General features: G+C 71.5%; 14 protein-coding genes and 1 pseudogene. 6 read left to right on the forward strand and 9 right to left on the reverse strand.

The window, feature by feature from the left end; all coding sequences use genetic code 11:
• Nucleotides 1-452: 452 nt before the first annotated feature.
• Entirely contained in the window at nt 453-1,562 is a 1,110-nt protein-coding gene (locus ACFQGU_RS16880) for a cobalamin-independent methionine synthase II family protein (protein ID WP_386768867.1), read from the reverse strand.
• A 284-nt stretch (nt 1,563-1,846) separates the two neighbouring features.
• On the opposite strand from ACFQGU_RS16880, the gene ACFQGU_RS16885 reads away from it, so the two are divergent.
• Complete coding sequence (locus tag ACFQGU_RS16885) at nt 1,847-2,701, forward strand: phosphosulfolactate synthase (protein ID WP_386768868.1); 855 nt, start codon at nt 1,847-1,849, stop codon at nt 2,699-2,701.
• A 36-nt stretch (nt 2,702-2,737) separates the two neighbouring features.
• On the opposite strand, the gene ACFQGU_RS16890 is transcribed toward ACFQGU_RS16885, so the two are convergent.
• Genes ACFQGU_RS16890 through ACFQGU_RS16910 form a run of 5 tightly spaced genes read right to left on the reverse strand, consistent with a single transcriptional unit; the run spans nt 2,738 to nt 9,149 of the window.
• A complete protein-coding gene (locus tag ACFQGU_RS16890; protein WP_386768869.1) occupies nt 2,738-3,700 on the reverse strand; it encodes a 1-aminocyclopropane-1-carboxylate deaminase/D-cysteine desulfhydrase in 963 nt (320 codons plus the stop codon).
• 2 nt (nt 3,701-3,702) lie between these two features.
• On the reverse strand, nt 3,703-5,061 hold the full coding sequence (locus ACFQGU_RS16895; RefSeq protein ID WP_386768870.1) for a class-II fumarase/aspartase family protein: 1,359 nt from the start codon (nt 5,059-5,061) through the stop codon (nt 3,703-3,705).
• On the reverse strand, nt 5,058-6,017 hold the full coding sequence (locus tag ACFQGU_RS16900; protein WP_386768871.1) for a DUF7714 family protein: 960 nt from the start codon (nt 6,015-6,017) through the stop codon (nt 5,058-5,060). Before ACFQGU_RS16900 ends, ACFQGU_RS16895 begins: the two co-directional genes overlap by 4 nt.
• Before the next feature lie 8 nt (nt 6,018-6,025).
• Nucleotides 6,026-7,603: an FAD-dependent oxidoreductase gene (locus ACFQGU_RS16905; protein WP_386768872.1), complete on the reverse strand. Its 1,578-nt coding sequence runs from the start codon at nt 7,601-7,603 to the stop codon at nt 6,026-6,028.
• Nucleotides 7,604-7,607: 4 nt separating this feature from the next.
• Nucleotides 7,608-9,149: a lyase family protein gene (locus tag ACFQGU_RS16910; RefSeq protein WP_386768873.1), complete on the reverse strand. Its 1,542-nt coding sequence runs from the start codon at nt 9,147-9,149 to the stop codon at nt 7,608-7,610.
• A gap of 271 nt (nt 9,150-9,420) precedes the next feature.
• Between ACFQGU_RS16910 and ACFQGU_RS16915 the strand changes: the two genes are divergently transcribed.
• Nucleotides 9,421-10,407, forward strand: coding sequence for an NADPH:quinone reductase (locus ACFQGU_RS16915; protein ID WP_386768874.1), 987 nt, complete (start codon nt 9,421-9,423; stop codon nt 10,405-10,407).
• A 10-nt stretch (nt 10,408-10,417) separates the two neighbouring features.
• Here ACFQGU_RS16915 and ACFQGU_RS16920 read toward each other — a convergent pair whose 3' ends face one another.
• Nucleotides 10,418-11,680, reverse strand: a complete 1,263-nt coding sequence (locus ACFQGU_RS16920; protein ID WP_386768875.1) for a hypothetical protein — start codon at nt 11,678-11,680, stop codon at nt 10,418-10,420.
• A 42-nt stretch (nt 11,681-11,722) separates the two neighbouring features.
• Between ACFQGU_RS16920 and ACFQGU_RS16925 the strand changes: the two genes are divergently transcribed.
• Nucleotides 11,723-14,065, forward strand: a complete 2,343-nt coding sequence (locus ACFQGU_RS16925) for a polysaccharide pyruvyl transferase family protein (protein WP_386768876.1) — start codon at nt 11,723-11,725, stop codon at nt 14,063-14,065.
• Nucleotides 14,066-14,109: 44 nt separating this feature from the next.
• Here the strand turns inward: ACFQGU_RS16925 and ACFQGU_RS16930 are convergent, their stop codons facing one another.
• Both ACFQGU_RS16930 and ACFQGU_RS16935 read right to left on the reverse strand, forming a co-directional pair.
• Nucleotides 14,110-16,143, reverse strand: a complete 2,034-nt coding sequence (locus ACFQGU_RS16930) for an acyltransferase family protein (RefSeq protein ID WP_386768877.1) — start codon at nt 16,141-16,143, stop codon at nt 14,110-14,112.
• 247 nt (nt 16,144-16,390) lie between these two features.
• A complete protein-coding gene (locus ACFQGU_RS16935; RefSeq protein ID WP_386768878.1) occupies nt 16,391-17,317 on the reverse strand; it encodes an oxygenase MpaB family protein in 927 nt (308 codons plus the stop codon).
• A 91-nt stretch (nt 17,318-17,408) separates the two neighbouring features.
• Between ACFQGU_RS16935 and ACFQGU_RS16940 the strand changes: the two genes are divergently transcribed.
• The 3 genes and pseudogenes from ACFQGU_RS16940 to ACFQGU_RS16950 form a co-directional block, all read left to right on the forward strand.
• Nucleotides 17,409-18,443 carry a homoserine dehydrogenase gene (locus tag ACFQGU_RS16940; protein WP_386768879.1) on the forward strand — a complete coding sequence of 345 codons (1,035 nt, stop codon included), beginning with the start codon at nt 17,409-17,411 and terminating at the stop codon, nt 18,441-18,443.
• Nucleotides 18,444-18,974: 531 nt separating this feature from the next.
• Nucleotides 18,975-19,361, forward strand: a complete 387-nt coding sequence (locus ACFQGU_RS16945) for a hypothetical protein (protein ID WP_386768880.1) — start codon at nt 18,975-18,977, stop codon at nt 19,359-19,361.
• A 547-nt stretch (nt 19,362-19,908) separates the two neighbouring features.
• Nucleotides 19,909-20,282 (forward strand): annotated as a pseudogene (locus tag ACFQGU_RS16950) (hypothetical protein); the annotation flags it as partial.

Here is a 20,282-nt window from a genome sequence, read left to right on the forward strand (position 1 = left end):
ACCACGTCCAGCGACGGGTTCGTGCGACGCGCGGCCGACGCGGCCGACATACCGGCCGCGCCTCCGCCGATGACGACCATCCGCTCCGACATGCGCCGAACGCTAGGAGTGCGGTGGCTCGGTCACTACGTCCTGGACCACCCAAGGTCGGGCGAATCCCTGTCGCCCGGGGACAGTGGGTCCTTCCTGTCTGGTGCCGGGCACACGACTGCGGCGGGTGTCGAAGGACACCCGCCGCAGTCGTGTTCGTGGAGCTCGTCAGCCGCACCCGCAGCCGCAGGTGGAACCGCCCGTGGTGAACGGGCCGCCCTCCTGGACGTCGATGGGTGCCGCATCACGGCTTCCGCACGCCGAGCAGATCCACACCGACGGCACGCGTGCACCCTCCATGACGAGGGAGCGGAACGCGTGCCCGCAGGCGGGGCAGCTCAGCGTCCAGACCGCCATCCCAATCAGCCGCCGAGCTTCTTGCGGGCGAGCTCGGTGCCGGCCGCCAGCGCGTGCAGCTTGTCGATGGCGATGTAGCGCTGGAGCAGGATCAGACCGCAGTCGGTCGTGACGCCCAGGCGCTCCGGCGGCACGTACTCCGCCAGGCGCATGATGCGGTCGCAGACCTCCTCGGCCGTCTCGGTGATCGTCGACTTCACGTCGATCACGCCGGCCCAGAACATCACGTTGTCCGGGAGCGGGTGCTCCTTGAGCACGTCGAGTCCGGAGAGGTCGTCCGAGCGGCGCCCGCAGTTCTCGAGGTTGAGGACGTTGATGTTCGCCTCGTAGGACTTCGGCACCACGGACGAGGTCGCCGTGGGGGCCGCGCCCTTGCGCTGGGTGAGGTCGAAGATCTCGCCCGACTCCGCCGTCTCGTCCGGGTAGTACGCCGGCGTACCGCCCCAGTTGCCCCAGCAGACGTGCACGATGATCTGCGCGTTCTTGACGCCCTGGACGGCGCGGTTGAACGCCTCGATCGCCCAGTCCTCGTAGAAGTAGGGCCAGGTGAACTCGTCGAGCTGGATGAAGTCGATGCCCATCGCGTCGACCTCGAGGATGTCCTCGTTGATCGCCGCGGCCATCGCCATCGCCCGGTCGCGCGGGTTGTCGTAGTACAGGTCGTTGGTGCACTGGGCCAGCACCTGGATGCCCGTGTACTGGATCTTGGTCGGCTTGTTCGTCGCCTTCTTCAGCGCGCGGGCCTGCTCGACCATGATCCCGCCGCGGCGCTTGATCTCCTGCGTCACGGTGCCGGCGTGCAGTCGGCTGTAGATGGGGAACCCGAGGTGGCCGCCCTTGAGGTCGTACCCCAGCCGCTTCATGTAGTAGTAGACCGCTGCGTCCGCGTAGTTGTCGCCGTGCAGACGACCGTCCGAGATGATGTCCAGCCCGGCGCTCTCCTGGTCGTGCGCGATCGACGAGATGGCGTCCTCGAACGCCTCGCGGATGAAGGCGTCCGGCGGCTCCTGGTCACCGCGCCAGTCGCGGGCGGGGCCTGCGTCCCACCACCGCGGGTTGGGGTAGTTCCCGACCATCGACGTCGGGATGAGGATCTCCTGGTCTCCGACTCTCATTGCATGCACTCCTCGGTCTTTGCCGGACCGCCGCTCGGGCGTCTCGGGCGACTGGGGTGGGGCTGACGGTCCGGAGGGTGAGCAGGAGCTCCCGTTCGAGGTGACCGTCCGACCGGAACGTAGACCGCACAGGCATGCGTCAGCCGCGTGCGCACGGGCCAGAGTCCGGCGCGGATTTCGTCCTGCTGGGCCAGGACACCTGGGCAGGGGAGCGCGTGATACTCGCCCTGCCGCGACGCGGCTGCACCTCGGGCAGCCGCCGCACCGGGGTCGGAGGAGGACGCGTGTCGACGCAGATCGGTCCAGGGTTCCTCTCGCTCCCTCCTCGGTCCCACAAGCCGCGCGTCGACGGCCTCACGCACGTGCTCGACAAGGGCCTCTCGATGGTCGGCCTCGAGTCGCTGCTGGCAGCGGCGGGCGACTCGGTCGACATCATCAAGCTGGGGTGGGGCACGGCGTACGTGTCGGACGGCGTCAAGGCGAAGGTCCGCGTCGCGCGCGCGGCCGGGGTGCACATGTGCCCGGGCGGCACGCTCCTGGAGATCTGCGACCGGCAGGGCCGCGTCGAGGACTACGCGCGGTGGATGCACCGGCTCGGGATCACCCACGTCGAGGTCTCCAACGGTGCCCTCGGCATGGAGGCGTCGCACAAGCGCGAGCTCATCCGCCGGCTGGCGCAGGAGTTCACCGTGCTCTCCGAGTGCGGCTCCAAGGATCCCGGCGTCGATGTCGTCGCCGACGCCTGGGTCGAGGAGATGTCCGGCGATCTCGAGGCGGGTGCGTCGTTGCTGATCGCGGAGGCGCGCGAGAGCGGCACCGTCGGCCTCTACGAGCCCAACGGCGAGGTGCGGGCCGAGCTGGTCGAGGCGATCGTGACCGCGCTCCCGCCCGGGCTCGTGATCTTCGAGGCACCGCGCAAGGACCAGCAGGCGTGGTTCGTGCGCCGGCTCGGCGCGGTCGCCAACCTCGGCAACATCCCGACCGACGAGGTGATCGCTCTCGAGACCCTGCGCCTCGGCCTGCGGTCCGACACCCTCGACCTGCTGCCCGACGTCCCCCTCGACCAGGGACCGACCTCACCCGGCATCCGGTCGGACAAGGCGACCCACCTCACCCACGCGAGGCCGGCGACCGCCTGATCCGGGCGGCTGACGGGCCCGTGCGCGACCGTCGGCTCAGACGGTGAACAGGGTCGGTGCGCCACCGCTCACGAGGAACACCACCGGGCCTTCGACGGCGCCGTCGCGCGCCCGGGCCAGCAGGCCGGCCATGGCCTTGGCCGCGAACACCGGGTCGAGGAACACGCCCTCGGTGCGGGCCACGAGCTCTGCGGCCTCGTCACCCTCGGGTGAGCGGACTCCCTTGGCGGGGCCGAGGAAGCCGTCGACGATGTTGACCTGCAGGTCGTCCGACGGTACGTCGATCAGCGCGCAGGCGTCGGCGGCGATCCGCCTGACGCGCTCCGCGCACTCCGTCGCCGGACGGCTGACCGTGACCCCCACGACCTCGTGGTCGAGCGCCAGCCAGGCCCGGCCCGCGACCAGGCCCGCCTGGGTGCCGCACGAACCCGTGGCGAGCCACAGCTGTCGCGGCTGCAGCCCGGCCTCGCGCACCTGCGCGTCGATCTCCGCCGTGGCCTGCACGTAGCCCAGGGCGCCGAGCCCGGTGGCCCCACCGCGGTGCACGCCGTACGGGGTGAGGCCTTCGGCCCGAAGCCGCTCGCACATGTCGTCGACGCCGCGATCGGCGGAGGCGCGGTCGTTGTCGCCGGTGAAGTGCAGGCGCGCACCGGCGAGCAGCGCGAGCGCGTGATTGCCCACGGGGCCCTCGCGGGGCGGGTCGCCGAAGCTCACGAGGGTGGAGCCGAGGCCGCGCGTGCGCGCCGCGAGCGCGGCGAGCATCGCCCAGTTGCTCTGCGGCCCCCCGGCCGTGACGAGATGGTCGCAGCCCTGCGCCAACGCGTCGGCGAGCAGGTACTCCAGACCGCGCACCTTGTTGCCGCCGAGACCGAGGCCCGTCAGGTCGTCCCGCTTGAACCAGACCTCGACGCCGATCCGGTCGGACAGCCGGGGGGCCGGATGCAGCGGGGTGGGGAGGGTCGCGAGCCGGACTCGGGCGACGTCCGCGAGATCGGCCATGGTCACCCCGTCGCGGCGTGCGGCGCGAGGACCCGATCGACGAACGCACCCGTGGCGCCCAGCGCGGCCCGAGGGTCGAGCGCGGCGGCGAGATCCTCCTCCGACAGCCCGGACGGCCCGACGAGACCCGCCTGCCGCAGCGCCGTCGCAAGATCCACCTGCTGCTCGACGCCGGCCATCGTCGCGGCGTACACCTGCTCGTGCGCGACGTGCTTGCCGAGGCGACCCGCGAGGAGCCGCATGACCGGCTCGGACATGGGATACCCGCGCTGCGCGTCGAGGTTGGCGCGCATGCGGGGCTCGTTCACCTGCAGCCCCTCGAGCAGGCGTCCGGCGAACGAGAGCGCAGCGCCGGTGAGGAGACAGGCTTCCGGCAGCCAGAGCCACTCCGCCTTCCACCCACGTCCGTCGCGCTCGTGCAGCGCCACGAGCCCCTCGAGCGCGGTGCCGGCGTCCGCACGGACGCAGCGCGCCAGCGTGTCGAGGTGCTCGGCCAGCTCGGGGTTCCGCTTGTGCGGCATGGTGATGCTGCCGACCTGGCCCGGGGTGAACGGCTCGGCCAGCTCACCGATCTCCGGCCGCTGCAGCTCGTAGATCTCGTTGCCGATCTTGCCGAGAGTCCCCGTGACCATGGCGAGGAGCGTCGCGAACTCCGCAAGCCGGTCCCGGGCCGTGAGCCACGGCATGTCCGGCACGCCGAGCCCGAGCTGGTAGGCGAAGTCGTCGAGGAGCCCCGGGCCCTGCTCGCCCCAGAACTCGAGGGTTCCGAGGGCACCTCCGAGCTGCGCGACCTGCAGGCGCGGGCGTGCCTCGGCCAGCCGGACGAGGTGGCGGTCGAGCTCTCCCACCCAGACGGCGGCCTTGTAGCCGAAGGTGATCGGCAGGCCCGGCTGGCCGTGGGTGCGCCCGCACATCAGGGTGTCGCGGTGCCGGCGTGCGAGGGCGACGGCGGCGTCGCGGCAACGGGCGACGTCGCGCTCGACGATGTCGAGGACGTCGCGCATGACGAGCGCGAACCAGGTGTCGGTCACATCCTGGACGGTGGGGCCGACGTAGACCCACTCCGCGCACGACGGCGGCAGGACGTCGCGCAGCACGCGGATCAGCCCGAGCGTGGAGTGCCCGGTGGCCCGGGTCTCGGCGGCCACCCGCTCGAGGTCGAGCAGCTCCACGCGTGCGTGCCGGGCGATCTCCTCGGCCGCCTCGGCCGGGACGATCCCGTGCGCGGCCTGCGCCCGCGCGAGCGCCACGAGGATGTCGAGCCACCGCGCCGTGCGCCCCTCGTCGTCGAGCAGGGCCCGGACCTCGTCGGTCGACCAGAGGTGACGGTAGACGGCGGAGTCCGGGGGCAGCGCCGTCATCGGCGGCCCCCCTCCAGCACGGGGTCGACGGTCGACGGGCCCGCAGCCGAGGGCGAGACGCCCTGCACGGCCTCGGGCGCCAGCGGCAGCAGCATGTGCCGCAGACCCTCGCGCACCTCGTCCAGGTTCGTGCCCCAGGGCACGACCGCGCGGGTGGCGTCGACCTCCAGCCCGCGTTCGATGAGGCAGCACTTCGAGAGGGTGAGCTCGCCCGGTGCCGCGGGCTCGGCCTCGGCGCGCTTGCGGGGGCAGAGCTCGACGCGCGGCGGCTCGTCGCCGTAGAAGTGCCGGTGGAACTGCAGCGAGCGCTCGCAGCCGATGAGGGTCCAGTCGCCGCGCTCTGCCGGCCGGGTGTCGAGGAACGAGACGGGAGCGCCGAGCTCGGTGCCCGAACCGCGGCACGGCAGGAGGTACCCGGCAGCGGGGTTGGCCGCCGCGAGGTCGTGCACGTCGACGGCGTCGAGCACGAGGTTCACCGGTGGCAGGTCCTCGTCGTAGGCGATCACCTGCTGCGCCTGCGCGAAGAGCTTGGGCGGGTAGGGCGGCACGACCTCGGTGACCCTGACCGTGATGGGGGCGGGCTCCCAGAGGAAGTTGACGTGCTCGAACCGGCCGAGCACCACGGTCACCCGAGCACCGGGGACCGCTGCGGCAGCCAGCGACGTCGCGTTGCCGACGTCGGTCTCCGGGCTCTCGACCCAGGCCGTCTCGTCCGGTCCGGCGAGCAGCCGGGCCTCGACCACGGGCGAGAACAGCGGCTCCAGGCTCTCCTTGCGCACGGCTACGAGCGCCGTGGCGCCGTGGGACCGCAGCGCGAGGTAGTCGGTGCGCCGGTACACCTCGCGGCCGAGGAGGTAGTCGAGCACGGCCTCCTCGGTCAGCGGGAAGTCGACCTCCTGGACCGACAGCCCGCGGTAGGGGTTCGCCCGGGTGTTCGGTGCAGGCGTGGGGATCACGAGGGCTCCTAGAGGTTGCGGAGGTTGGCGTTCCCCGCCCGCAGGCGCGACAGCTGGACGAAGTGCTCGGGGTTGAGGAACAGCTCGTTCATCCACCCCAGTGTGTCGATGGTGAGCCCTTCAGGACGGTGGATCAGGTAGTCGAGGTACTGGAACGCGTCCTTGGCGCCGTACCCGACGTGGTGGGCGCCGAGCACCTTGCGGCTGTCGCCGTCGACGACGAGCTTCTGGAAGCCCGACAGCTCCGGCTTGCTGAACGCGTAGAGCATCGTCCCCTCGGCGCAGGGCAGCGGCAGGTTCTCGGTGTCGAGGTCCTTCACGGTCGGCGGCATCTGGATGATGATGACGTCGTCGTAGACCTCGCGGGCCTCGGCCTCGGTGAGCCCGACCCACGAGACCTCGTACGTCGTGTGCAGCGAGTCCGGGTACTCCGTGAAGTCGAACTCGAGGTCCTCGCCCATGATGTTGCGCGCTGCGGTGACGCCGCTCTTGCGCGCCTTGAACATCTCCATCGGCCCGTCGATCATGTCGCCGATCGCGTAGACGCCCGGCACCGACGACTGCATCCGGTGGTTGACCACGACGCGGCCGACGTCGTTCACCTGGATCCCGAGGGCCTCCTGCGCCTGCTGCACCAGCGGACGCTCGCCCGTGCCGAGGAAGACGAAGTCGGTCGGGAGGTCGACCTCCTCGCCGGTCTCGAGGCGAACCGTGACGCTCGTGACGTGGCCGTCCTCCCCGTTGACCTGGACGGGGTGGGTGCCCTCGAGGATCGTCATGCCGCGCTTGCGCATGCCGCCGACGACGTACTGGCGCAGGTCCTCGTCGATGTGGTGGAGGCTCTTGGTGCGCATGAGCGGGGAGCGCGACACGATCGTGGTCGTGCAGCCGGTCGCGTGGAAGAAGGCGCCGTACTCCATCGCCACCTTGCTGCCGCCGATGATGACGCAGGTCTTCGGCTCGTAGTCGAGCTCCTCGACCAGGGTCACGAAGTCGTGCACGCCCGCCAGATCGAGACCGGGGATGTCGGGCCACACCGGACGTGCGCCCATGCCCAGGACGAGGTTGCGGGCCTTGAACGTGCGACCCGCAGCGGTGACGGTCGTCGCGTCGACGATCGTGGCGTGCGCGTTGAGCACGTACTCGACGTCGAGCTGCTCCTTGGTCTGCCAGTTCATGAACGCGTGCGCCGAGCCGCGTCCGGCGCGGAACAGGTTGATGAGGTCGAGGATGCGGGCCCGGTCGGCGTCGAACTTGGGGAAGAAGAGCTCGTCGGAGAACCACCGCATCCGGTCGAGCTCCTCGGCGGCCTCGGAGAACAGGTGGTGCGGCACGCAGGCCTGGTGCGGGCACGAGCCGCCGAGGAACGGCCACGCGTCGATGATCAGCGGGCGTCCGCCCATCGCCTTCATGTACGCCGCGCCGAAGCGCCCCCCGGCGCCGCCGCCGATGAAGATCGCGTCGTACTCGACCTCGCTGCCGTCGTCGACGAGGTTGAGGATCGGCTCCGACGACGGGTCGGTCATCGCGTCGTCGATCAGTTCGATCCACTCGCCAAGGTTCGGGTGCTGGTGGCGGATGTCCACGGGCTCAGTCCTTCCGGTCCGGGTCGTGCACGGGGTGTTCGGGTGTGCCGGTCGTCCCGGCGGTCTGGGGGGTGGCCTGCGCACCGTCGCGGGCGATGCGGACCAGCTCGACCTCGACGGTCGCCAGCCGCGAACGCTGGTCCTGGGCCGCCGCGAGCCGGTCCGCGGCCGCACGGCCGAAGCGGTCGGCCATGTCGCCGACGGTGGCGGGGGCGGCACCGCCGATGCCGGTGCGCGTGGCCACGATCGAGACCGGGTCGACCACGTCCGCGAGCTCCTCGGGCGCGATGCCGAGGGGTGCGCCGAGCACCGCGGTGGCAGCGGCGTCGAGGCGCGCGGCGGTGATGTCGCGGCCCGTCCCGCCGTCGGCGGCCGTCGCGCGCACGGCGTGCGCGACGACCTCGTAGGCGCTGCGATAGTCGAGGCCGCGCGTGCTCATCACGTGCTCCGCGATGTCGGTGGCCTGCGTGAACGACGCGTTCAGCGCGCGGCTCATGGCGGCCTCGTCTGCGCGCAGCCCGCCGACCACGCCGGTCATGAGCCGGGTCGCCAACGTGGCCCTCGACAGGGCCCGCGGCACCTCGCCGTACGCCACGATGAGCCCGTCGCTGCGGGCCGACGGGGTTCGGCTCGTGGCCAGCAGACCCGTGAGCCTCCCGATGAGGACGCCGGCATGGGCGCGGACCATGCCGAGCGCATAGGGGTTGCGCTTCTGCGGCATCATCACGCTGCTGCGGGCGTGGCCGTCGGCCAGCTCGACCCAGGCGAACTCGTCGCTGGCCCAGATCTCGAGGTCCTCCGCCAGCTTGCTGAGCGAGACCACGAGGCTCGTCGCGGCGGAGACCGCAGCGACGAGACCGTCCGTCTGCCACATCGCATCGCGGGTGTGCTCGAGCACCCGGTCGAAGCCGAGCAGCTCGGCGGCGCGGCCGCGGTCGTAGCCGAGGCGGCCACCGTTCGTGCTGCCCACCCCGGCCGGGCTGCCTCCGAGCAGGTCCAGCTCGGCGAGGAGCCGCTGGAGGTCGCGCTCGACCGGCGGCACGAACGCCAGCAGGTAGTGGCCGAAGGTCGAGGGCTGGGCGTGCTGCAGATAGGTCTGGTCGGCAAGGTACGTGGTGGCGTAGCGCCCCGCGGCCTCGCTCGTGGCGGCACAGAATCCGGCTGCCGCCTCGACGAGGTCGAGCACGTCCTGGCGCAGTCTCAGCCGCACCGCGACGCGCACGGCCTCTCGTCGCGTGCGCGCCACGTGCAGCCAGCCCGCATCCTCGCCGATCTGCTGCGCGAAGCGTCGCTCGCGGCAGTTGTAGAGCTCGCCGTTGACGGGGTCGTAGCCGAACGCCTCGGCCGGCACGGCGTCGGCCTCCACCAGCACGTCGACGAGCCGGGCCGCCGCCGCCGCGGGCACCAGGCCCTGCTCGCGCAGCACGACGACGTGCGCGAGGTCGGCCACGTTGAGCCAGTGGTGCAGCAGCGGGGCGTCGTCCACCTCGAGGGCGAACCCGGCCTCGACCAGCTCGGGGGCGTAGGACCCCAGCGGCTTCTTCATCGTCCGGGACCGCCTCGTCGCGTGCGGGAGCGCGGCCCGGCGCACCGGGGGACGAGCGTCGAGGCAGCCGAGGCGCCCGGCGACGCAGGAGCGCTCCGCACGCACTCAGGATCACGATCGCGCCGCTCGGATGGCATGTCCCGACGAGACGAAGATCCCGCCCCCTCCTGTACGCAGGGGACGTGTGACCGACGAGCCGGCAGGCGCCATCGTTGGCTGGCGGCCAGACCCCTCCACCGGACCGGCTCGTGGCCACGACCGAGGAGGAACGATGCCCGACGGCACGATGCTCGCAGCGCTCTACCGCGGAACCGGCCCGGCTGCCGAGGTGCTCGAGGTCGTCGAGGTCGCGCGCCCGGACCCCGGACCGGGTGAGGTGCGCGTCCGGGTCGCGGTGTCGGGCATCAACCCCACGGACGTGAAGAACCGCGCGGGGATCATGACCTGGCCGATCGACGGCTTCCAGGTGCCCCACCACGACGGCGCCGGCACCATCGACGCGGTCGGACCGGGTGTGGATCCGGGACGGATCGGCGAGCAGGTCTGGCTGATGATGTCCGCCCACGGCAACGCGTGGGGGACGGCGGCCCAGTGGTGCGTCGTCCCTGAGTGGAAGGCGCGGCGGCTGCCGCCCGACACCGATCCGCTGCTCGGCGCCACCCTCGGCGTGCCTGCCGTGACGGCGGCGTACGCCCTCACGGCCGACGGGTCGGTCGAGGGCCGCGACGTACTGGTGCACGGCGGCGCCGGCGCGGTGGGCCGATGCGGGATCGAGCTCGGCCGGTGGGCCGGTGCGCGGGTGATCACCACGGTGAGCAGCGAGGCCAAGGCCGAGGTCGCGAGGACCGCAGGTGCGGACCTCGTCGTCGACTACCGGACCGAGGACGTCGTCGCCGCGGTGCGCGGGTTCTCAGCCGGTGTGCACCGTGTGGTCGAGGTGTCCTTGGCGGCCAACGCCGCGATCGACACCGAGGTCTGCGCCCAGGACGCGGTCGTCGTCGTCTTCGCCACCGATGGCGGTGAGGCGGTGCTGCCCGTGCGTCCGTCGTTGCTGAAGAGCCTGTCCTTCCGCTTCATCCTTCTCTACAACCTCGACCGCGAGGCCCTCGAGCTGGCGTCGGGTGTGGTCGAGCGCGCGCTGGACGATCGGGCGCTGACCCTCCCTCCGATCACCCGGTTCGCGCTCGAGGACATCGCCGCGGCGCACCAGCTGCAGGAGAGCGGGCCGTTCGGACGCGTGCTCCTCGACATCCCCTGACGGGGAGCGGCTACCCGCCGATGCGTCCGGCGATGATGCTCGTGATCACGACCGAGGTGATGGTGACGGTCGAGAAGCCGGCGACGATCATCTTGGGCAGGATCTGGCCCTCGATGGCCGCGACCTCCTCGGGGGTCTCGCCGGCTCCGCGCGCTGCCTCCTGCGACAGGATCATCGTGCCGGGGAAGCCGTAGAGGCTCGTGAGCCCGATCGCGACCGACATCGGGACGCTGTAGCCGAGCGTCTTGCCGACCAGCGCCGAGAAGCCGGCGATGCCGACGAGGCCGAAGGTGAAGGCGAGCAGCAGCGGGAGCGCGAGCTCGGTGACGTCGGACGGCTGGATCGTGGCCAGCGGACCGAACACCAGGATCATGATCGCGATCATCATGAGCCCGAGGGAGTCGATGCCGCCGAGCACCGACGGCTTGAAGACGCCGAGGGTTCGCAGCGCGACGCCCAGGACCAGGGCGACGACGAACGTGTTGAGCGTGCCGTTCGTGAGGTTGTTGATGCCGAGGCTGACGAGCACAGCGATGCCGACGACGAGCAGCGTGCCCGCGGTGGTGCGCAGGGCGGGAGGCAGGATCGTCCTGGGTTCGCCGCCGTCCTCCGTCGCCTCCTCGGGCACGACGAGGTTGCCGGCGCGGTACTCGCCCTTCAGCCGGTTCGCCTCGCGCTTGAGGATGATCGAGGTGAGCGGGAAGCCGATGAGGCCCTGCAGGGCGGCGATGAGCACGGGGAAGATCGCGATGCTCGTGAGCCCGACGCCGAGCGCAGCCTCCTGGATGATGAGCACCGAGATCGCACCGCCGCTGAGCGAGCCCGTGCCGGCGATGACGAAGTCGAGGGCCTGCGCGTAGCCGTCCTCGGCGGCGCCGCTGATGCGGCCGCCGAAGAGGAGGGCGGCGACGTACAGCATGATGCCGATGCCGAGGACCGTCGCGACGCCGACGAGGAACGTCTTCCACTGCTTGATGAAGTCGTCGAGGCTGATCATCGTGCCGAGGTGCACGATGATGAACCCGACCACCACGCCCGCCAGGGCGAGCAGCGATGACGCCTGCAGCAGGTCCTCGGGGAAGATCCCGGTCAGGAAGCCGACCAGGAAGATCATCGACGCGACGAACAGCGACGACAGCAGCGACTTCGTCTTCTTGGCGACGAGGTCGCTGACCGTCCACACGGCCATGACGACGACGAAAGCGAGCACCGGGTTCATGGGGGCCTCCGAGCCGGAACCTAGCAGCGGCTCGGCGGCTCCGCCCGTGCTCACGGTTTCGATCGGTGCTGGGGCGCCGGGTAGTCTGGGCGCACCATGAGATTGATTGAGTACGACGCCACCGACCTGACTCCGGAGGCATGGCGATCGGGTGGTGACGCTCGCGCGTTCAACCCGACGATCGCCGAGATCGATGGCGGCTACGTGATCGCCTACCGCGTCGTCCAGGTCGACTCCGACCACCGTCGTATCGCCACCGCACGGCTCGACAGCGACCTCGCGCTCGTGCCCGGCAGCGTCGTTGCTCTCTCCGACGAGATCACCTTCGCCGACCCGCACCTCCCCGAGCGCTCGCGGGAGTGGCACGCCGATCCCATGTTCCTGCGCCTCAAGGGGCGCCTCTACCTCCTCTGGAACGACGGCAACACGCGCCCGTTCAACCACCAGTTCCTCGCCGAGATGACCGACGACGGCCAGCACGTCGCGGCACCGGCTCGCGAGCTGACGACGGCCGACCGCCGCGAGGTCGAGAAGAACTGGGCCCTGTTCGAGTCCGACGGCGAGGTGTACCTGAGCTACACCTACCGCCCCCACCGCGTGCTGCGCGTCGACCTGGACACGACCGAGCCGACCCTCGTCGCGACCCCGGCGTACACGAGCGACTTCCCCACCGAGTACGAGCGGATCTTCGGTGTGGTGCACGGCGGCTCGCAGCCGGTGCGCGTCGGCGACACCTTCGTCACCATGGCGCACTCGAGCTTCTCGCTCCCCGAGGGCCGGGTCTACCGCGGTGTGCTCGTGGAGTTCGAGGCCACGGCGCCCTTCCGCGTGCGCCGCATGTCCAAGGCGCCGTTCGACCTGCCGAACGCCGCCGGTGCCGAGTTCAAGCACGACAAGCTGAACCCGAACGTCCACGAGGTCATCTACCCGCGCGGCCTGGTGCGTCACGGTGACGAGTGGATCGTGGCCTACGGGCTCAACGACGAGGAGTGCGCGATCGCGGTGGTGCCCGCCGCCGCGTTCGCCAGCAGCTTCGGGCCGAAGGTGTCGACGTCGTACACCCTGGGCGCCGAGGACGTCACCCTGTCGCGGCTCCGGCGCGCGCCCGCGGTGAAGACCGACGGCCGCCAGCTGCCGGTCTTCTGGTTCGACGCGAAGGGTCGGCTCTTCGACACCTTCGTCGGCGGCCGACGGTTCGCGACGGGCAACTTCGGCGACATCGCCTCACGTCAGATCGCCGAGCAGCTCTCCGGCGTCCAGGCCCGCACCGCCCTCCCCGGGGAGCCGCGTCTGCTCGCGATCGGCTCGGTGCTCCACCGTGCGCACGACGGCGACGTCGTCTGGGGCTCGGGCGTCAAGGGCGAGAAGGACCCGCTGCCCGAGGGCATCGACCTCGATGTGCGCGCCGTGCGCGGCCCGCTCTCGCTCGAGTACCTGCAGCAGTCCGGCGTGAACACCGACCGCGTCACGCACACCTTCGACCCGGGTGTGCTCTTCCCGCACCTGTACGCCGCAGAGCTCGCGAAGAGCCCCTCGCGCGGCGGCGACCGGATCATCCCGCACTACCACGACGACCTCGAGATGCGTCGCCGTCTCCCGGCGTATTCCGAGTCCTTCGTCTCGGTCGACTGCACGCCGCTGGACATGATGCGTGCGATCAAGGGCGCCGACCGCGTCTTCTCGAGCTCGCTGCACGGCGTGATCTTCGCCGAGGCGATGGGCATCCCGGCGTACTGGCTGGCGCCGGTCGGCGGGGAGAACGAGCTCAAGTACTACGACTACTACTACGGCACCGGCCGCAGGGACGTGAAGCGGTTCGAGTCGCTCGAGGACGCCATGGCCTCCGAGCCGATGCCCCTCCCGACCTTCGACATTGAGGGCTACCTCAGCACGTTCCCGCACGACCAGGTGGCGCGGCTGGCGTCCACGTCGGTGAGCCCGGGGCAGCGCTTCGACCTCCGCAACTGGACCGGGCTGCGCCTCAACACATTCTTCGCGCTCGAGGGCTTCGACCTGCGTGACAGCAGCGGTGTCTGGATGACCTCCACGCGCGCGGCCATCGGCACGGTGGTGCGTGCCGAGCCCGGCGATCAGGTGGCCATCACCCTCGCCTTCACCCCGACCGACCGCCGGGCCCTGGCCGACTCGCTGAGCCTGCGGGCGCAGGCGAACGGCGGGCCGGTGCAGGTCGTCCGCTGGCGCAGCGGAGGCACCGGGCGCGTCGAGGTCACGCTCGCGTTCACGGCCACCGCCAAGGACACGCCCGTCCAGCTCGACCTCGAGCTCGAGGACGGCGGCCCGGTCTCGCGCCGTGGCCCCCGCGACGCCAGGCGACTGGCGCGCAAGGTGCTCCCGTCGGCGATCGCGCCGGCGTACCGCGGCGGTCTGCTGTCGTGGGTGCGCGTCTCGTCGGTCCCGCGCGGGAGCCGTCCGGCGTAGAGCCTGCGGGGAGGCCGGAGCCTCGGCTCCGGGCTACCGGTGCGTCAGCTCGCCTGGACGCAGGCGGTGCTGTCCTTCAGGCAGGCCGTGATCTCGCGCGCCAGCCACGGGCCGAGGGTGCGGGAGTACGTGCCCGAGAGGTGCAGCCCGTCGAAGTAGACCGAGACGCCGCCGACCGCGAAGTAGCACTGCGTCTCGTCGCAGAACCGGCTCGCGATGTCGATCGTCTTGAGGTCGGGGACCCGCCTCTCCATCTCGGCGGTCACCACCTGGGCGAGGAGCGCGCGGCTCACCGGGTTCGAGCACTGGCCGTGCTGCTGGAGGCACTCCGGCCCGTCGCGCCGGCTCACGACGCCGTCGGTGAGCGGTACGTCGCTGAGCCAGATGAGCGGCTTGCCGGCTGCGCGCACGCGCGAGATCGCGTCGACGTAGCCGTCGAGCGGTCGTGAGCCGTCGGCGTACCCGGCACGGAGGTCGGCCATGACGACGAGGTCGGCCTGCGGGACGAGCGTCGATACGACCCACGCGTTGCGCTGCTTGCAGCCGGCCAGCTCCTCGGCCGTGGTCTCGCGCAGCTCGTTCGGCGGCGGCGGCTCCATCGACGCGGGGCACCCGGCCCGCGCGGCGACGATCACCTTCATGTCGAGATCCTTGCCCACCGCGTCGAACGCGTCGCTCCAGGCGGCGGCGTGCGAGTTGCCCCAGAGCAGGAGCGTCTTCTGGCCGTTGGGATCGCCGTACTCGCAGATGATGGTGCTGAACGGGCCGAGGTCGTCCGAGCACCGCGGCTTGCGCGACGCGATCGGCAGGTCGTTGTGGCCGGCGAGCGCGGCAGCCTGGCTCACCGGCGCGAACGGGTTGGCGCAGTCGTGGTCGAGGGCTGACGCGCCGAAGCAGCTGCCCGGCGTCTTGGTCTCCTGCTCGAACTCCTCGGTGGCTGCGGCCACCCGGGTCGCGCCGGCGTTCGAGAACGCGACCGAGGCGCCCACGACGACGGCGACGGCGACCGCACCTACGGCCCAGGCGCGCGCCGTGGTGCGCAGCAGCGAGCCACGGCGGAACGGCTGCTCGACGAGGCGATAGCTCAGCTCCGAGAAGCCCAGCATCACGACCAGCAGCAGCAGGAGCTCGCCGGTGCTGAGGGCGCGGCCGAGTGCCAGCGGCGCGAAGATCAGCAGCGGCCAGTGCCAGAGGTAGACCGAGTAGGAGATGTCGCCGAGGTGCTGGATCGGGCGAGGCCCGGCGAGGCGGTCGAACGAGAACCGGCCGGTCGGCCCGCCGAGGAGCACGAGGCACGTGCCCACGGTCGGCAGGAGGGCGGCGTACCCGGGGTAGGGGGTGTCGACCGTGATGACGACCATGCCGACGCCGATGAGCACGAGCCCGACCCATGGGGCCACGCGCAGACCGCGGACCGCCACGAGGGCGACGAGCCCGCCTGCCGCCAGCTGCCAGATGCGGGCGGGGGTGACGAAGTACGCCGGGCCCGGGTTGGCCACCGTGATGTAGAGCGAGTAGACGAGGCTCGACACGAGCACCAGGCCCATGATGAGCCCGGTGATGCCGCGCCCGCCCAGCCGCCCGCGCCCGCCGAAGCGCTTCGTGATCAGGGCGCCGACGAGCAGCAGGAGCGGCCAGAAGACGTAGAACTGCTCCTCGACCGACAGGGACCAGTAGTGCTGCACCGCCGTGGGGGTCGCGCCCTCAGCGCCGTAGTCGACGGCCTGCGCCGCCAGCATCCAGTTCTCCAGCGACACCGCCGAGGCCAGGACGTGCCGCCCGAGGTCGAACCACTGCGACACCGGCACGAGGAACCAGGACGCGATGAGCACGAACACGAGCACCACGGTGGCGGCGGGCATGATGCGGCGGATGCGTGCGGCCCAGAACCTTGCGGCGAACGCGCCGGCGCCGTACTTCGTGACGTCGCGCAGGATCTTGCCCGTGATGAGGAAGCCGGAGACGACGAAGAAGACGTCGACGCCGGTGAAGCCGCCCGGCAGGAGCGACGGCCAGAAGTGGAAGATGACGACCGAGGTCACCGCGATCGCGCGCAGGCCCTGGATGTCGGCCCGCACGCGGTGAGCGGGGGCGGGAGAAGGGGACCCTTCGGCGGCCGCGGCGGTACCTGCCGCGTCGGCAGGGAGGGTCCCTTGGGTCACCGGCCGATTGTACGGGCCCCCGGAGGCAGCGCCTGCGCCCGTGCTCTGCCCCAGGATGCCCACGACGGATAGGGACGCTGGGATGTCTGCGTGCGTTCCACGGTCAGGGCGTGGGAGGCCCGTTCCTCGTGCTGGGAGGGGCTCGTCGTGACGTACGCCACGCTCAACCGGGCTGCTGCAGGCCGAGCCGCATGCGGGCGGCCCGCTCGGCTGGCGAGGTCGACGACAGAGCCCACATGAGGATGTCGATCATGCCGCGGGCGGCCCTCACCGCTCCCGGGCGCTGCGGCAGGCCGAGCAGAGCGGCGTCGGCCGGGTCGAGCGTGGCGGCAGCCGCGAGTGCGAGCACGCGGTAGGGCGCGCGGTAGGCGATCGGCAGGTTCGGTGCGCGCAGGAACGCGGCGACGTCCTCGGTGGCGGGGGCGCGGCCGAAGCCGGGGTCGGCGCGGTACTCGTCGAGCTGCGCGCGGAGCTCGGCCTGCGTCTGAGGGAGGTCGGTCGCGCCGAGCAGCTCGGCCGAGGCCGCCCACTCGGCCACGTACGCGTCGGGACCGCCCGGGATCTCGCGGCTGCCGAGCGCGAGGTGCGCGGTGAGGAAGGAGTCGGTGAACGCGTCGTGCACCCAGCGCAGCAGATCCGGGTCGGACGCGGAGTAGGGCCGGCCGTCCGGGCCGGTGCCCGTGACGCGCTCGTGCATGCTGCGCACTGCGGCGGCCGTCGCCTGCGCGGTGGCGACGTCGGCGAAAGTCGTGATCACGAGCCACTGCGTCGTACGCCGGAGCCGCCCGATGGTGTCGGTGCGGTACGCCGAGTGCTCGGCGACGCCGGTGACCGCGCCCGGCTGCAGCGCCTGCATCATGAGCGCGCGCACGCCGCCGACCAGGGTGCTGAGGGAGCCGTGCACGACCCACGAGGGGCCGTCGGGCTCGACGAGGCAGTCGGCGTCGCCGGTCGCGATGCGTGCCACCCACGGAGGCGTGCCATTCGGGTCGCCCGACAGGAGCGTGCGGAACATGCGGGCGACGAGCGGCACGTTGGCCTGCGGGACCTGCAGCGGCTCGGAGGCGGGGCTGAGGTCCGACGCGGTCATGCCTCCACCATGCCCGACTGCGCAGGGGATGCAATTCGGCCACCTGCACGGTGGCGCGCGGCCGCGCGCCCGCGACCGGCATGATCGCGGCGTGGATCCCTCAACCGACCAGCCCGTCGTACGCCGCATCGCCCTCGTCGGGCTGGGGAGCGTCGGCCGGGCGCTGGCGGTCCTGGTGGCCGAGCGGCACGAGCAGATCGTGGCCGAGCTCGGCGTCGATCTGCGCATCACCGGCGTCATGACGCGGACGCTCGGCCTCGTCGACGCTGCCGACGGTCTCGACCTGGCCGAGCTCGCGCGCGGAGCTGCCTCAGGCGGTCGGCCCTATGACGTGCGGGAGGTCGGCGCCTGGCTGGAGCACAGCCGGGCCGACGTCCTCGTCGAGGCGAGCGTCGTCGACCTCGACTCCGGGGAGCCGGCCACGGGCTTCCTGCGCGAGGCGCTGGGCCGCGGCATCCACGGGGTCACCGCCAACAAGGGGCCGGTGGTGCACGCGTATCGCGAGCTGACGGCCCTCGCCGATGCCCACGGCGTGCGGTTCCGGTTCGAGGCCGCCACCGCCGACTGCCTGCCGATCTACAACCTCTACCGCGAGTCGCTGCCGCTGGACCGGCCGCACCGCTTCCGCGGGATGGTCAACGGCACGACGACGGTGATCCTCGAGACCATCGAGGCGGGCGGCACGTACGCCGACGGCGTGGCCGAGGCGCAGCGCCGGGGGATCGCAGAGGCGGACCCGAGCCTCGACGTCGACGGACACGACGCGGCGGTGAAGGTGATCGCGATCGCGAACGTGCTCATGGGTGCCGACCTCCGGCTGACCGACATCGCCGTGACGGGCATCCGGGACCTCGACCCGGTCGAGGCGCGCGACGCCGCTTCCGCCGGCACGCCGATCCGCCTCGTGGCCGAGATCGAGTCCGTCGACGGCGTCGTGCACGCGCGCGTCGCCCCGGAGCGGCTCGATGCCCGCGACCCGTTCGTGCGCGTCGGCGGCGACGACCTGGCCGTCCACTTCGACGGCGACCTCATGCCCGGGATCACCGTCGTCGGGCACGGCCTCACGCCCCGTGAGACGGCGTACGGCGTGCTGTCGGACATCGTTGGAGTGCTGCGCGGGCGCTGATCCTCTGCCGGCGGTCAGGGCTGGGAGACGACGAGGCCGGCCTGCGAGGACTCACGTGTGCGACGGGTTCCGAAGAGTGTGGACATGGTTCCTGCTCCTGACGGTCTCGGCAGTGCTGCGGCGCCCCTTGCTCGTGGGGCTGACGGGAACGACTCTCCTCAGCCAGCGCGTGCGGCACCGTGGCCGCGGCGACCGTCGTACCGTCGTCGTGCTGACAGAGGTCACCGCCGCTGCACCGTGCGGGCAGGTCCGGCTCGTGGACGTCGACGGCTCGGTGCTGACCGGGCCTGCCGCCGGCGAGCTGGAGGTGTCGGTCGACGGCGTGCATCGGGCCGAGGGCATCGGGGGCTCCGTGAGACGAAGCAAGCCGATCGACCGCGGGTCGTCGAGGGAATGCACGTCGACAGTCCACTCGTGGCGGTACCCCTCCGGCCCTCTCTCGCATCGACGAGAGGCGGCAGTGGAGTGCTCATGGCGCCAGCGCGGGTGGGACACTGATGGTGCAACCCGGATTCACGGGAGGTGAGTTCGATGACGACACCTGCCATGCCGGCTGGGGCCACACCGACGCGGCACCAGAGCCAGCCACGCCGACGCTCCACCACCCTTACCTGGTGGTCGCTGGCGATGATCCCTGCCTCTGTGGTCAGCGCGGTCCTTGCCTTCGTCCTCGGAGCCGTGCTGATGGCCGCCACGGGAACACCGGAGGGCGCGCTGCTGACCTCGGCAGGACTTGAGGGATGGCTCGCGTGGTTCGCGGTGCTGCTGACGTTCCTGTCCGCCCCGGTCGCGGGCGTCGTGCTCGCGGTCCTCGCGCGGCGCTCTGGTGGTGGCGGACGGGCCATCCTTGCCCTCGTGGTCAACGGCTGCATCGCGGCGTACTTCGTGGTCAGCGCTGTCGGGAACCTGTTCCTGTAGCGCGCCACTGGTATGCGGTCGACCGGCCGATCGGCTTCCGCGATCCAAACCGGCGCATGCACCCGCGCCCCATCGGTGGGGTCGTTCACGCCCCCACATCGCACGTGCTGCGGCCCGTGACCTGAGCAAACAACGAAGCCGACCCAGCCCGTCGGCGGATCGGCTTCGTCGTGCTGCTGTCTCAAACAACGCGCGCCCGAGAGGGCTCGAACCTCTGACCTTCTGATCCGTAGCGCGCCCCGGATCGTGCTCGGGCATGTCGTGAGTGCAAGCGCACCAACGGATTTCGGCCTCGGAGGGGTCCGAACAGGCCGGAAATGGTACGAAGAGATGGCACGAGAAAAGGCACGGCTGGACCCGAACGATCACTCATCTCGTAGTGGTTGCGTCGTCAGACGCGGGGTGCTCGAATCCCCGCCGTCTGTCGTGCCGCGCGACCGCGTTCCCCATACCCAGCGGAAAGCCCGTGCCCGGCTGCTAGCGTGCCAACGCCGTCCAGGGAGGGGCCCAGTCCGGGCACGACAGACGGCGGGGAACGAGGCGAGGCATGTCCAGTCGTTCGACGCTCGGGCGGCGCAGAGGCTTGATCGGCTTCGTAGCAGGCGTCGTGGTGACGGCCGCCGTCGTGGGCGGCGGCGCCGCGATCGCCGCAATCCCGTCGACGACGACATCGACTTACACCGCGTGCGTGAACAAGACCAGTGGTGCGACCCGCGTCATCGACTACCAGGGTGGCAAGCGCTGCACCACCGCCGAGCGAACCATTACCTGGGGCAAGGGCTACCGAAATCGCGGCGCCTGGTCTGCCACAACCACCTACGCGCCCCTCGACGTGGTCCTCACGAAGGGGTCGTCGTACGTGGCCAAGATCGCCTCCACCGGCAAGGCGCCCGTCTCCAACACCTCCTCGTGGGCGCTGCT

Source organism: Longivirga aurantiaca (genome assembly GCF_042660085.1).
Lineage (GTDB): Bacteria > Actinomycetota > Actinomycetes > S36-B12 > CAIYMF01 > Longivirga > Longivirga aurantiaca.

What these genes read in the sequence shown, in the direction of transcription:
- ACFQGU_RS16880 (WP_386768867.1), bottom strand. Translation starts at nt 1,562, where the DNA reads ATGAGAGTCGGAGACCAGGAGATCCTCATCCCGACGTCGATGGTCGGG.
- ACFQGU_RS16890 (WP_386768869.1), bottom strand. Translation starts at nt 3,700, where the DNA reads ATGGCCGATCTCGCGGACGTCGCCCGAGTCCGGCTCGCGACCCTCCCC.
- ACFQGU_RS16895 (WP_386768870.1), bottom strand. Translation starts at nt 5,061, where the DNA reads ATGACGGCGCTGCCCCCGGACTCCGCCGTCTACCGTCACCTCTGGTCG.
- ACFQGU_RS16910 (WP_386768873.1), bottom strand. Translation starts at nt 9,149, where the DNA reads ATGAAGAAGCCGCTGGGGTCCTACGCCCCCGAGCTGGTCGAGGCCGGG.
- ACFQGU_RS16915 (WP_386768874.1), top strand. Translation starts at nt 9,421, where the DNA reads ATGCCCGACGGCACGATGCTCGCAGCGCTCTACCGCGGAACCGGCCCG.
- ACFQGU_RS16925 (WP_386768876.1), top strand. Translation starts at nt 11,723, where the DNA reads ATGAGATTGATTGAGTACGACGCCACCGACCTGACTCCGGAGGCATGG.
- ACFQGU_RS16935 (WP_386768878.1), bottom strand. Translation starts at nt 17,317, where the DNA reads ATGACCGCGTCGGACCTCAGCCCCGCCTCCGAGCCGCTGCAGGTCCCG.
- ACFQGU_RS16945 (WP_386768880.1), top strand. Translation starts at nt 18,975, where the DNA reads ATGACGACACCTGCCATGCCGGCTGGGGCCACACCGACGCGGCACCAG.